The following is a 13103-nucleotide window of genomic DNA, read 5'->3' on the forward strand; positions in this document are numbered from 1 at the left end:
GTAGATAATGATCTGGATCATAAATGACCCGGATCATTTTGCAAGGGGATTTTGACCTGCTGACGTTTTTTGAGGCTTGGCTGCCTTGACCTTCGGGAACAAATACGCTGAAACCCACAGGCCATGCGCCTTCCCTTGATCAGCGTGATGCGGTTTTTGATGCTTTCAAGCGAGTAACTGGTCCTGGATGTCGATGTGGCGCTGAGGAAAAACCTCGGCCTAACGGTGATCTACACCGCAAGCGCCATGGGCGCGGGGGCATGAAGGGGTGCTAGATCACCGGGAGCCGAGGCTCGTTCCTCGGCGCTCATGCACGAGGGTGCGGATTCCGCGGCCATCCGGCCACCTATTCCACGATGATCCGGCCACCCATTCCACGCGCATCCGGCCACTGATTCCACAGCCATCCGGCCACCCTTCAGGCAGGCAGCCACGCAGGATTAATTCACTACCATCGACCTCTTTTTTCGAAGCAGAGAGGTCGTCGTGGAGCGTTTATCCATGCGTAAGATTCGAGAAGTTCTGCGCCTCAAGTTTGAGGTGCGTCTATCTGCTCGCCAGATCGCGGTCAGCTTGCAAGTGGGGCGAGCCACCATCGGTGACTACCTCAATCGCTTTGCTGCCTGCGGGCTGACTTGGCCCTCTGCGCTGACCGACGCCGAATTGGAACGTCAGTTGTTTCCGCCTGCGCCGACCATCCCCAGTGAGCAGCGTCCGATGCCTGACTGGGCATGGGCTCACGCCGAACTGCGCCGCCCCGGCGTCACCCTGGCTCTGCTTTGGCAAGAGTACCGGCTCAGCCACCCGCAAGGCTTCCAATACAGTTGGTTCTGCGAGCACTACCGGCTCTGGGCCGCCAAGGTCGACGTGGCCATGCGCCAGGAACATCGCGCCGGCGAAAAGCTGTTCGTCGACTATGCCGGCCAGACCGTGCCGGTCATTGACCGGCACACCGGCGAAATCCGCCAGGCCCAGGTCTTCGTCGCTGTCCTCGGCGCCTCCAGCTACACCTTTGCCGAGGCCACCTGGTCGCAGCAACTGCCCGATTGGCTGGGCTCGCACGCCCGCTGCCTCGCGTTTCTCGGTGGAGCGCCCGAGATCCTGGTGCCGGATAATTTGCGCAGCGGCGTCACCAAAGCGCATCGCTACGAACCGGACATCAACCCCAGCTATCGCGATCTGGCCGAGCATTACGGGGTCGCCGTGTTGCCCGCTCGCGCCCGCAAGCCCAAGGACAAGGCCAAGGTCGAAGTCGGCGTGCAGGTGGTCGAACGCTGGATCCTCGCGGCCTTGCGCAACCGCCAGTTCTTCTCGCTGGGCGAACTCAACACCGCAATCGGCGTGCTGCTGGAGCGACTGAATCAACGACCCTTCAATAAGCTGCCCGGCTCGCGCCGCTCGGCCTTCGAGGCGCTCGACCAACCCGCGCTGCAACCCCTGCCGGAACAGCCCTATGTCTACGCCGAATGGAAAAAGGTGCGGGCGCACATCGACTACCACGTCGAAGTCGACGGCCATTACTACTCGGTACCGTACCAACTGGTGAAGCACCAACTCGAAGTGCGCCTGACCGCACAGACCGTCGAGTGCTTCCACGCCAACCAGCGCGTGGCCAGCCATGTGCGATCGCCGCACAAAGGTCGCCACACCACCCAAACCGAGCACATGCCCAAGAGCCACCGCGAACATGCCGAGTGGACGCCGCAACGGCTGATCCGCTGGGCAGAGCAGACCGGGCCAAACACCGCGGGTGTCATCGCCCACATCCTCGAGCGCCGAATCCATCCGCAGCACGGCTTCCGTGCTTGCCTGGGCATCCTGCGCCTGGGCAAACAGCACGGTGAAGAACGGCTGGAAGCCGCTTGCCAGCGCGCCCTGGCGCTGGGCGCATGCAGTTACAAGAGCCTCGAATCGATCCTGCGCCAAGGGCTGGAGCGGCTACCGCTGGCCCAGCAGAACCTGCCGCTGTTGCCCGATGAACACATCAACCTGCGCGGCCCCGGCTACTACCACTGACCTGAAGGAATACGCCCATGCTCCCCAATCCCACCCTGGACAAGCTACAAACCCTGCGCCTGCACGGCATGCTCAAGGCGCTGAGCGAGCAACACGCAACGCCCGACATCAACAGCCTCAGCTTCGATGAGCGCCTGGGGCTGATGGTCGATCGCGAGCTGACCGAACGTGAAGATGCGCGCCTGAGCACTCGCCTCAAAGCCGCCCGACTGCGCCACAACGCCTGCCTGGAAGACATCGATTACCGCAGCCCGCGTGGGCTGGACAAGTCCCTGATCCTGCAACTGGGCAGCGGCCAATGGCTGCGCGACGGCCTGAACCTGATCATCGGCGGCCCCACCGGCGTGGGCAAAACCTGGCTGGCCTGCGCACTGGCCCACAAGGCCTGCCGGGACGGCTACAGCGTGCGCTATCTGCGCCTGCCGCGCTTGATGGAAGAACTGGGTCTGGCCCACGGCGACGGTCGCTTCGCCAAACTGATGGCCGGTTATGCCAAGACCGATCTGATCATTCTGGACGACTGGGGAGTGGCGGCGTTTACCGCTGCGCAACGGCGCGACATGTTGGAGCTGCTGGACGACCGCTACGGGCACCGCTCGACACTGGTGACCAGCCAGATGCCGGTAGACAAATGGCATGAACTGATCGGCGATCCGACCTTGGCCGACGCCATCCTCGACCGGCTGGTGCATAACGCTTACCGCATCGAACTCAAGGGTGAATCGATGCGCAGGCGCTCGATGAAATTGACTGCAACAGGGACTTCAGACTAACAATGCAAACCTGCGTCGCTGCGCTCCGACTGCCCGGCCGGATGGCCGTGGAACAGGTGGCCGGATGTGCGTGGAATGCCCGGCCGGATAAGCGTGGAATGAGTGGCCGGATGGCGTGGAATCCGCACACGAGGGTGCAGTGACCACAAGACGCCGTCACGTCGTCGTTTGTGCTGGTGCTTCCAATGCCCAGGAGGTCTTCGGTGATGCCAAGTGTCTGTGCTGTGTGGCAAGGGGGCGCACCAGCAAGTGACTGCTCCACCGCCTCGCGTTTGAATGATTCGGAAAAACATCGCCTAGCCTGGGTGATGCCTCCCCTTGCGTTGGGCATGATCAACCTTAAGTCAGCGTCCTCTCAGCACGGGACAGGCCAACATCATTGAATGGATGTGCTACTGGCGGGAGGAAAACCGGGTGGTGGGTACCCGCTACGACAAGCTGGCAAGGAGTTTTGCGGCCATCGTGTTGCTGGCTGCACATTACGCTGCCTGAGGCAGCACTTTTGTACAGATCTGTGTCGCTAACGCATTGGGGGAGTATGCGTGTGACCCGCGCGAGAGGGGGAAGCTTGACCTGCATGGATCCGTGGGAGGGGCAGGCCAAGCTTGGATTCGGGTCCGCGCTCGGGGATGAGCGTGATCCGTTACGTTACGACACTGGTAACTCGCTTGCCATTAAGGCATATAGTTCTTGAGTTCATCTTCCGGGATAAAGCATCCATGGAACTGGAATGGCATGTTGAACGGCAGCTTGACTGTCGCCAGAGGCGGCTGCGAAACGTCCCGCCCATCCAGAATCACCAGATCTGCGCGGTTCTCTTTTAGGCGGTTGACCACGGTGAGGATAAATCCGTCTCCTTCGGGAGCATCCTTGTGTCGCGGGACGAACAAGGGTTCTTGGGCTGAGGAGTCCGGCATGTCGTGGATTTTCAGCTCCTTCGTATCCCAGTCCACCTGGCCAATGCCGAAGTGAGGCGGATTGCGATAGATGGAGTAGCCGAATTTGTACTTCGACATCGCGAAGCGTTCGTCGAGTCTAGGCATGTCACCAAATGCGCCAGCCACGGGGCTCAGCGTGATCGCTTGGTCATCTGGTTTGCTCAAGTCAAAGGACAAGCGCGTGAGGGTTGTATTGGCTTCACGTGGGTCGCTCCAGGTGCCATCGACGTTGGGGAAGAAGCAAAAGACATTCCCTGAACTTACAAAGGCATCGACGTGAACGACATTACCCTCAGTGAAGCCGTTCATGAAGTGGCTGGTCATGACATTAGGGATTTCAAACCAGCGGATGTCGGACACCTTACCGTCGCGAGGCATGATACCCCACATCGACGGGAGGCTAGGGTCCCAGGCATAGAAGGGGCCCCCAGCTTCGATGCGCTTGATATCCGCGGTGAGCGGCATTACGGGGAAGATCACGTGGTCGCGGGTTACTACCCAGTCGTGGGCGACCCCCGGATAGGGCGTTTTGAAAAACTCTTCTCGTATCAACACCCCATTTTTATCGAACACGTGAAGCGACATGTCAGTGGTCGGTTCGCCATTTGCAAAAAGGCCAATCGACCACCATTCGCCCGTGATTGGATCAATCTTTGGGTGTGCCGTCACGCTTTTGCTTTTCAGGTCGCCAGCAAAGTGCTCAACCGGAAGTGTATCCAGCGTAATCGGATTTATTTGGTACGGATGGGAGTCCTCACGCAGAGCAAACAGACGTTGGTGGTGGGTGAAGGCGAATGTATTGGCGGTATTGTTGCGATTGGTGCCCTGGACAGAAGGGTCGTCTGTGAATTTGTTGCGATAGTTACCATAGAGGCGACGACGAGCTTCGCGCTCCTTCAGAAGCCGCTCAGTCTTGACGTAGCGCATCTTGAAAGAGACGTGCCCATCTTCGAACCGAAACATCGACAAGAGGCCATCGCCGTTGATGATATTGTCATCCTTCAGACTGGGAAACTCCCGGTCACCGCCTACGCGGTAGAGAGCTCCATTTAGCTCCTTGGGGATTTCTCCGATGACCTCACATTCAAAAACGTCGGCTTCGAAGCGGACTGATTGTTTGGTGACACCACCGAAGGATGCAACAGGATAGAAAGTCTCTGGCATTTTATTTTTGTCCCTTTCAAAAGGTCTGCGGTTCGAGATTGGCTGAAACCATATTTCGCTGAAGTCTTCCCAATCGGCAATTAGTAAGACGTCCTTACTTTATGGCCATTCGAGTCATATGGTCAATGCCGTTTCGACTTTCATGGGGCGCGTGGGGTTGAGGCATTGAGCAGAGAAGTCATCACCTACACGCGTAGTCGGGGGTGACGAAGATCAGCTTGCACGGGTTGCCGGCGACGGCGAGTTTTTCCCGGTACTCGTTGGTGATGCGCTCGGCGCGTTCGAGCTGGGCTCGGGTCGGCAGCAGGCCGAGACGGTTCAGGTGTGCCCAGCCATAGAACTGACAGGTGGCCAGTTCGACAAAGTCGGCCTCAAGGGCGATGCACAGCTCAATGAGTCGATCTTGTCGATCTTGTCGATGTTGTGCCGATGGGTAACGAAGTTCAGCACCATCGGATAACCGTGTGCCTTCACCGCGCGGGCCATCTCCAGCTTCTGTGCGAAGGCCTTTTTCGAACCGGCCAGCAGGTTGTTGACCTGTTCGTCGCTGGCCTGGAAGCTGATCTGGATGTGGTCCAGGCCAGCTTCTTTGAAGGCGGCGATCTTTTCCTCGGTCAGGCCGATGCCGGAGGTGATCAGGTTGGTGTAGTAGCCCAGGCGCCGACCTTCACCGATCAACTCGGCGAGGTCCTGGCGTACTAGTGGCTCGCCGCCGGAAAAGCCCAATTGCGCCGCGCCCATTTCCCTAGCTTCGGCCATCACCTTGAACCACTGCTCGGTCGTCAGCTCCTGGCCCTGGGCGGCGAAGTCCAGCGGGTTGGAACAATACGGGCATTGCAGCGGGCAACGGTAGGTCAGCTCGGCGAGCAGCCACAGCGGCAGGCCGACTTCGGGTTTTGCCGGCATCTCACTCAAGGACGATCCAGTGTTCGACACGGGCGACCTCCATGAATTGCTCGATGTCGTCACCGAGCTCAGGTACACCGGGGAACTGCTTGTCCAGCTCGGCAATGATCGCCGCTACATCACGCTGGCCATCGATCAGCCCGCCGATCAGGGCTGCGCTTTCATTGAGCTTGATCATGCCCTCGGGGTAGAGCAGGACATGCGCTTTTTGCGCCGGCTCGTACTGGAAACGATAACCCGGGCGCCATTTCGGGGTTTGCGCGCGATCAAAACTCATAGTGCGATTCCTTTGTGCCAGACCCGTTCGTTGGTGACGCTGTGATAGGGCGGACGGTTCAGCTCGTAGGCCATGCTCATGGCATCGAGCATGCTCCAGAGAATGTCCAGCTTGAACTGCAGGATTTCCAGCATGCGCTGCTGGCCCTCTACTGTAGTGTAGTGCTGCAGGGTGATCGCCAGCCCGTGTTCGACATCGCGACGGGCCTGGCCCAGGCGTGTGCGGAAGTATTCGTAGCCGGCCGGATCGATCCACGGATAGTGCTGCGGCCAGCTGTCCAGGCGCGACTGGTGGATCTGCGGGGCGAACAGCTCGGTCAGCGAACTGCTGGCGGCCTCTTGCCAGCTGGCGCGGCGGGCGAAGTTGACATAGGCATCGACGGCAAAGCGCACACCGGGCAGCACCAGTTCCTGGAAGCGCAGCTGGTCGGGGTCGAGGCCAACTGCCTGGCCCAGGCGTAACCAGGCCTCGATGCCACCGTCTTCACCCGGCGCGCCGTCATGGTCGAGCAGGCGCTGGATCCATTCACGGCGGATCTCGCGGTCCGGGCAGTTGGCGAGGATCGCGGCATCCTTGAGAGGGATATTGACCTGGTAGTAGAAGCGGTTGGCAACCCAACCCTGGATCTGCTCGCGGCTGGCGCGGCCTTCATACATCGCCACGTGGTAGGGGTGATGGATGTGGTAGTAGGCGCCTTTGGCGCGCAGGGCCTGTTCGAATTCGGCGGGGGACAGTGCTTTGGCGTCGCTCATGTCGGCTCCTGTTAGAGAGTGATGCTCATGCCGTCGAAGGCGACTTCGACGCCACGGCGATCCAGTTCGGCGCGCTCGGCCGAGTCTTCATCGAGGATCGGGTTGGTGTTGTTGATGTGGATAAGCACCTTGCGCTGCGCAGGGAAGCCCTCCAGCACCTCAAGCATGCCGCCTGGGCCATTCTGTGCCAGGTGACCCATTTCCCGTCCGGTGCGGGTGCCGACACCGCGGCGCTGCATTTCATCCTCCTCCCACAAGGTGCCATCGACCAGCAGGCAGTCGGCCTCACGCATCATCTGCAGCAGGTTGTCGTCCACCTGGCCCAGGCCCGGGGCGTAGAAGAGTTTGCCGCCGGTGCGCAGGTCTTCGACCATCAGCCCAAGGTTGTCGCCCGGGTGCGGGTCGAAGCGGTGGGGCGAGTAGGGCGGGGCGGCACTGCGCAAGGGGAAGGGGGTGAAGCGCAGGTTCGGGCAGGCGTCGATGACGAAGCTGCCTTGCAGTTCAATGCGCTTCCACTGCAGGCCGCTGTTCCAGTGGCTGAGCATGGTGAACAGCGGGAAGCCGGTGCTCAGGTCCTGGTGGACCATCTCGGTGCACCAGACCTGGTGCGGGCAGCCTTCACGCAAACTCAGCAGGCCGGTGGTGTGGTCGATCTGGCTGTCGAGCAGGACGATGGCATCGATACCGCTGTCGCGCAGGGCGCGGGCCGGCTGCATGGGCGCAAAGCTTTGCAGTTGCGCGCGGATATCGGGCGAGGCGTTGCACAGCACCCAGTGGACACCGTCGTCAGAGAGGGCAATCGACGACTGGGTACGCGCCGAAGCGCGCAAGGTACCGTCACGAAAGCCTTTGCAGTTCACGCAGTTGCAGTTCCACTGCGGGAAACCGCCACCGGCGGCGGAACCTAGAACCTGGATGTACATGGCCACTCCTGCCGCGTCTTGAAATAAAAACGCCCCGGCTGACCGAGGCGTTGTACCGCAAGCAGACTCAGCGGCTTGCGAAATACATGGTCACTTCAAAGCCGATACGCAGATCGATGTAAGCAGGTTTGGTCCACATGTGGGGCTCCTTAAGAGGTTCTCAGGGGAAACTAAATGGTCAGCACATATTTGAGCGCGAACGTTCAAATGCTTAGGTAGCTAGTCACTGGGGATACAGGGTTTGCTATATCGAAGTCTGCAAGAAAGCGCTCTGATGGTACGCAGCAATATTTCGATTGGTGACAGGAATACTTATATAATTGTTATTTCTTTTTTGCAATTAGCAATCACAGGTTTTTTTCCTCCAGCAGGGAGCCATCGAAACCAGCGGTCTAGGCAGCTTAGCCACTACAAATGGCTCAGTAGAAGCGTTGAACATTCCTTTCGTGTGAGCTGCTGGGATCTGGTCCTTGCATTTCACCGAGAACGGCGACTCAATCGAGTTGCGCTTTTATCTGTGTCTCAATCTTTTCGCGGATACGCTCGCTGTCATAACCCTTGTCTACCACGATCACCTCGGCAGACGGCAGCTGTGCAATGAGTTTGGGAGTTGCCGTGCAGTCGTTGATGTCGCCTCACCCCCGTACAAGATCCCGACCACCCCGGCATGACGTCGGCAAAGCTCCAGATCCGCAGCGTGGGCCCAGTGACCCGGAGCATTGACCCGAACCAGAACCTGTACATCGGGGCTTTCGCCCAAAAAGCGCTGCAGATTATCCCTGGCCTGTTCCTTGAGGTTTTCCTGCACGGCATCCTCCAGGTCGACGATGACCCGGTCAGCGCCGGTGGCGATGGCTTTGGGGATGCGCTCTGGACGCGTCGCCGGCACGAACAGGGCACTGCGAACAATCGATGTACTCATGGTGTTTCTCCCTCGAACTCGACCTCTCCGACCTGCGCGGTGCCGTCCTGGTTGCCCGCCCATACCTGCGCCTTGCCGCTGTCGATCAAACGTCCGCCCACCTCGAAAGGTTGGAGGGAGATCAGCGGCCGGACGCCACGGAAAGTGAAGCGCTTCAAGCGTACCGATGTCGGCCGAGAAGTGCTGGCCCATGCCACTGGAAGAAATGGAATCCATTCGAAGTTCGGTGGTGGGTGGCCGGTCTTCTTTCCGGGGAACGGTGGTCATCGGTACCACGCCGACGGTAGCCGAAATCGTTACCGTACCGCTGGTGCGCAAGATCAGAGAAGCGCATCCGAATCTTGCCGTCAGGTTCTCTTCGGCCTTCAGTGGCTACCTGCTGGACTGGGTGCAGCGCGGCGAATTGGAGCTGGCCATTTCCTACGACCCCCAACCTCTGCATACGCTGCGAATCGTGCCGGTGATGATGGAGAATCTCCAGCTGGTCGGCCCCGCCAGCGGTCTGACGGCTTTGCCTCTGGCGTCGATTTACACGCAAGTCGAATCCGGAGCGCTGAGTGCGGCCCCCTTGGTCGACCCCGTTCCCATGCGCAAACTGGTTCAGGTTTTTCCGGCAGACGAGTCAGTCCGGCAGCCAAGTTTGTCGGGGATGCATTCATCGAGATTGCCGCCGATCTGGTCAATCGCAAGATCTGGGCCGGACACATGCTATGAGCAGCCGGCGAGCCCAACTCGTCGGTACAAGCCCAGCAAACCTTGACCGAACTTTTGTTCCCCGCCACTGATGACACCATCAGGCTGGTGTGAAAGAACCGTGGTTCAAGTCGCATCAGTTGCCCCCTTGCTCGAAACTGGGCTGCTGGAAAGAGCCCTGCGCTCATGAAGGATGGCGACGCCCATCAGCGCTCCAACAATACTCAGATGCTCCAGCACCCAGAGTTTCTGGACGAACGCCTCTTCGCCACTCATTGACCAGAATGCATGGGCGATAGGGATGGTGAGCAGGGTGAAGACCGCCAGTGCGCCAGCTCCCAGCCAAACGTGGCGGCCCAGGATCACCAGCGCCGACCCGCCAAGTTGAACGAAAACAACTGCAGCAGCAATGGGGCCGGCTGGGGCCAGGCCGAAATGGGCCATTTCGGCCATGGCGCCCTCGAAGTCGAACAGTTTGGCCAGGCCGCTGGCCAGGAACATCACCGTCAGCAGCGTGCGCGCAACGATTGCAGAGGTGGAGGAGTTCAGAAACCAGGAAACGGGTTTTGGGCTCATTGCAGACTCCGCATAGACAGTGGGTGGGAGGCATTCGGCGTTCAGTCCGACCACTGTTCAGCATAGCGGCCCTCCCGATATGTATCAGTGTGGATATGAACACCGCCTGATACACCCGCATTGCTGTTGATCCGTCGATCGCGTGCGCTTTTCCGAACTCGGCCCATTGGCCTGGTGACTGCGCCAGGGCAGGTCCAGGTGGAGCTGCCCTGGTGGTGACCTCAATCGTTCATCAATTGGGCAATGCCGCGCGTGATGTGCTCAAGATTGGCATCGAGGGTGGTCAGGGTTTCGCGCACGTTGTCGGCGACTTCGGTGTGACCCCGCTGGTCGAGCCACTGAGCAAGCTGTTCCACTGCAGCGGCGATGGCCAGCTGATTCTCGTTGAGCCGGAAGAGCAGGGAAGAAATGAGCTCGTTGGTTGGCATGGCGTGGTCCTCCTTTGGGTGAGGAAAGCGTAGCAGCGGACAACAAAAATCCCCCACAGGGCGGCCTTTGTGGAACATCGCTTGAGCTAGGGTCAAAGCAGGCCGGTCCAGCCGACGTCTATTGAGGGGTGGACCTCTTCAGGAGAAGTCGGAAATGCACCATTCTTTTTTTAGATTATCGCTTATGGCAGGCCTTCTCGCCTCATTGGCGTCGTGTGCCAGCGGGACGCCATTACACCCATGCCGGCATTAGCGTGCTCTATCCCAATGGCGCCAAGTGGTACGCGGTGGTGGACTTCGGCGCGCACTGAAGCGTTGCGCGCAACTTTCAGGCAACGCTGGCATCGCGTTTTTGCGTCAACCAGTCGATGAACAGCGAGAACAGCTCTGCCTGGGAGCTGATGTCCAGCTTGGTGTAGAGGTTCTTGCGGTGCATGCGTACGGTTTCCGGAGAGATTTCCAGCACCTGTGCAGTGGATTTCACCGAGTGACCACGCAGGATCAGGTGCGCGATCTCGCGTTCGCGTACCGTCAGCAGGTTGCAGCCAAAGTTCATGAAGGCGGCTTCGATCTGCTGGTTGAGGCTGGACGGCGGGGCAGTGTCCGGTGGGTTGGCATCAACCCGTCCGAGCATCTGCTGCAGGCCGCCGGCGGTGCCGAAGCGGCGCAGCAGTTCGCGCACCATGGGCTCCACGGCGCGCAGCAGCGCCAGTTGCTCGGGGCTGAAGTGGCTGGCGCTGAGGCCCTGGAACATGCACAGGGAGATCTTGCTCTGCTCGTCGAGATCGACGATGTAGTAGCTGTCTTGCGCGCCGCCGCTCTTGAGGTAGTAGGTCTTGTAGTACTCGCTGTTGAAAAAATCATCCGGCGCGATTTCTGCTAGGTGGTAGAAGCCCTCGGCGAGGCCGTTGTCCACGGCCAGGCAGAACGGGTCCAGCAGGTAGCCGCGGGAGAAGTAGCGGTTGATGATCTCGTCGCGATGCACGCGCGGGATGCCTTGCTCGTACAGCAAGCGCGGTGGCTGGCTTTTGCGTTCAAGGCTGATCATCATCGATTCGATGGGCGTCAGGCCGCTGAGCGCGGCCGCCAGCTGTTCGAGGAAGGCCGTGCCGTCGATCGCCATGAAGGCCAGCGCCAAGCCGCCATGCCAGGCCTGCAAGGCCTGGAGCGGGAGCGTGGCAGGGGTATCGCTATGGGTATCGGTCATGCCCGGCAGTCTACTCGCCGGGCAGGTTGCAGGCAAAACGCCGGGCAAGCGCAGGGCACGCTCGCTACCCATGAGCTGCCGGTGGTTCATTGGCCCTGGTACTGTCCGCTGCGCTTGAGTTCATCGGCGGTTTCGAGGATGCATAGGCGCAAGGTCTCGACCACTTCATCGACCTGGGCGTGGGTGATGATCAGGGGAGGCGACATCACATTCAGGTGCCCGATCGGGCGCACCATCAAGCCTTTGGCTTGCGCGCGCAGGTGGATCTTCTCACCGATGTTCAGTGCGTCCGGAAACAGCGCCTTGGTCCGTTTGTCGGCGACGAACTCGATGCAGGCCATCAGTCGCTTGCAGCGCACATTGCCCACCAACGGCAGTTCGGCGAGGGTCTGCAGGCGCTGTTCCATGTAGGGGCCGACTTCCTCGACGTGCGCCAGCAGGTTTTCCCGCTCGATGATCTCGATGTTCTTCAGCGCGGCGATGCAGCTGACGGGGTGCCCGCTGTAGGTGAAGCCATGGGTGAAGCAGCGGCCCTTGCCAGGCTCGCCGATCACTTGCCAGATACGGTCGGAGAAGATGCAGGCGCCCAGAGGCAAATAGCCGGAGGTCAGGCCTTTGGCCGTGGTGATGATGTCCGGTTGCATGCCGAACACCTCTTCCGATGCGAAGAACGTGCCCAGCCGACCGAACGAGGTTACCACTTCGTCGGCGACGTAGAGCATGTCGTAGCGCTGGCAGACTTCCCACATGCGCCGGTGGTAGCCCTCTGGCGGAATGATCACGCCACCCGAACCCATGACGGGTTCGGCAAAGAACGCCGCGACCTTGTCGGCGCCGATGGTGAGGATCTTGTCTTCGAATTCGTCGACCAGGAAATCGAGGAACTGCGCTTCGCTCATGCCCTCCGGTGCCCGGTAATAGTTGGGGCAGGAGATGTGGTGGAAGAGGTCACTCATGAAGTCGAATTCAGGTGCACGGTCAGCGGCCTTGTTGCCGATCGACATGGTCAGGAACGTCGAGCCGTGATAGGCGCTGAACCTTGAGATGATGTGTTTCTTTTCGTGCTTGCCACGGCTGTTCTGGTAGTACTGGACCAGCCGGTAGGCGGTGTCGACCGCAGTGGAGCCGCCGGTGGTCAGGAACACATGATCGAGGTCGCCAGGGGCCAGGCTTGCGAGCTTCTCGCAGAGCTGGATAGCGGTGACATTGGCCATGTCGCAGAACGGGTTGGAGTAGGCCAGCTGGCGCACCTGGTTGGCGATGGCCTCGGCCATTTCTTCACGGCCCAGGCCGATATTGGTGCACCACATGCCGCCCACGGCGTCGAGGTAGCGATTGCCGGCAGTGTCATAGATATAGGCGCCGACGCCGGCGGCGATGTTCAACGAGCCTTGCTCACGGTGTTCGTCGAACATGTGGAAGCCGTGCATGTAATGGGCCTTGTCGGCGGCGACCAGTTTTTCCTGGTCGAATTGCGCGAAGAACGCTGGGGATTGAGTTGGCATAACCTTCACCTTCCATAGAGCAA

Annotated in this window: 11 protein-coding genes and 5 pseudogenes; 3 read left to right on the forward strand and 13 right to left on the reverse strand. The window is 59.9% G+C overall.

Annotated elements, in window-relative coordinates; translation table 11 throughout:
- The first annotated feature begins 501 nt into the window (after positions 1-501).
- On the forward strand, positions 502-2016 hold the full coding sequence (gene istA / locus NVV94_RS09400) for an IS21 family transposase (RefSeq protein ID WP_258443136.1): 1515 nt from the start codon (positions 502-504) through the stop codon (positions 2014-2016).
- 17 nt (positions 2017-2033) lie between these two features.
- Complete coding sequence (gene istB / locus NVV94_RS09405) at positions 2034-2789, forward strand: IS21-like element helper ATPase IstB (RefSeq protein WP_258443137.1); 756 nt, start codon at positions 2034-2036, stop codon at positions 2787-2789.
- 674 nt (positions 2790-3463) lie between these two features.
- Here the strand turns inward: istB and NVV94_RS09410 are convergent.
- The 9 genes and pseudogenes from NVV94_RS09410 to NVV94_RS09450 form a co-directional block, all read right to left on the reverse strand.
- Complete coding sequence (locus NVV94_RS09410; RefSeq protein ID WP_258446910.1) at positions 3464-4891, reverse strand: carotenoid oxygenase family protein; 1428 nt, start codon at positions 4889-4891, stop codon at positions 3464-3466.
- A 193-nt stretch (positions 4892-5084) separates the two neighbouring features.
- Positions 5085-5827 (reverse strand): annotated as a pseudogene (locus tag NVV94_RS09415) (radical SAM protein); the annotation flags it as partial.
- Positions 5799-6074, reverse strand: a complete 276-nt coding sequence (pqqD, locus tag NVV94_RS09420; protein ID WP_258446911.1) for a pyrroloquinoline quinone biosynthesis peptide chaperone PqqD — start codon at positions 6072-6074, stop codon at positions 5799-5801. The pseudogene NVV94_RS09415 and the gene pqqD, both read right to left, overlap by 29 nt.
- A complete protein-coding gene (pqqC, locus tag NVV94_RS09425) occupies positions 6071-6826 on the reverse strand; it encodes a pyrroloquinoline-quinone synthase PqqC (protein ID WP_258446912.1) in 756 nt (251 codons plus the stop codon). The genes pqqD and pqqC overlap by 4 nt, the downstream gene beginning before the upstream one ends.
- Positions 6827-6837: 11 nt before the next feature.
- Entirely contained in the window at positions 6838-7749 is a 912-nt protein-coding gene (gene pqqB, locus NVV94_RS09430) for a pyrroloquinoline quinone biosynthesis protein PqqB (protein ID WP_258446913.1), read from the reverse strand.
- A 67-nt stretch (positions 7750-7816) separates the two neighbouring features.
- Complete coding sequence (gene pqqA, locus NVV94_RS09435) at positions 7817-7888, reverse strand: pyrroloquinoline quinone precursor peptide PqqA (protein ID WP_258447655.1); 72 nt, start codon at positions 7886-7888, stop codon at positions 7817-7819.
- 376 nt (positions 7889-8264) lie between these two features.
- A pseudogene (locus NVV94_RS09440) lies at positions 8265-8384 on the reverse strand (transposase); the annotation flags it as partial.
- 11 nt (positions 8385-8395) lie between these two features.
- Positions 8396-8671, reverse strand: a pseudogene (locus NVV94_RS09445) (aldolase/citrate lyase family protein); the annotation flags it as partial.
- A pseudogene (locus NVV94_RS09450) lies at positions 8668-8832 on the reverse strand (MaoC family dehydratase N-terminal domain-containing protein); the annotation flags it as partial. The pseudogenes NVV94_RS09445 and NVV94_RS09450, both read right to left, overlap by 4 nt.
- A 1-nt stretch (position 8833) precedes the next feature.
- On the opposite strand from NVV94_RS09450, the pseudogene NVV94_RS09455 reads away from it, so the two are divergent.
- A pseudogene (locus tag NVV94_RS09455) lies at positions 8834-9385 on the forward strand (LysR substrate-binding domain-containing protein); the annotation flags it as partial.
- A gap of 105 nt (positions 9386-9490) precedes the next feature.
- Here NVV94_RS09455 and NVV94_RS09460 read toward each other — a convergent pair.
- From NVV94_RS09460 to NVV94_RS09475, 4 genes are all read right to left on the reverse strand, one after another.
- The gene (locus NVV94_RS09460) at positions 9491-9940 is read right to left on the reverse strand and encodes a DoxX family protein (protein WP_258446914.1); all 450 of its coding nucleotides are present in this window, start codon (positions 9938-9940) and stop codon (positions 9491-9493) included.
- Positions 9941-10161: 221 nt separating this feature from the next.
- A complete protein-coding gene (locus tag NVV94_RS09465) occupies positions 10162-10368 on the reverse strand; it encodes a hypothetical protein (RefSeq protein WP_258446915.1) in 207 nt (68 codons plus the stop codon).
- A 328-nt stretch (positions 10369-10696) separates the two neighbouring features.
- The gene (locus NVV94_RS09470; protein WP_258447656.1) at positions 10697-11575 is read right to left on the reverse strand and encodes a response regulator transcription factor; all 879 of its coding nucleotides are present in this window, start codon (positions 11573-11575) and stop codon (positions 10697-10699) included.
- An 86-nt stretch (positions 11576-11661) separates the two neighbouring features.
- Positions 11662-13080 (reverse strand): aminotransferase, encoded by a 1419-nt coding sequence (locus NVV94_RS09475; protein WP_258446916.1) that lies wholly within the window; start codon positions 13078-13080, stop codon positions 11662-11664.
- Between the last annotated feature and the right edge of the window lie 23 nt (positions 13081-13103).

This window comes from Pseudomonas sp. LS1212 (genome assembly GCF_024741815.1).
In the GTDB taxonomy this organism is placed as follows: domain Bacteria; phylum Pseudomonadota; class Gammaproteobacteria; order Pseudomonadales; family Pseudomonadaceae; genus Aquipseudomonas.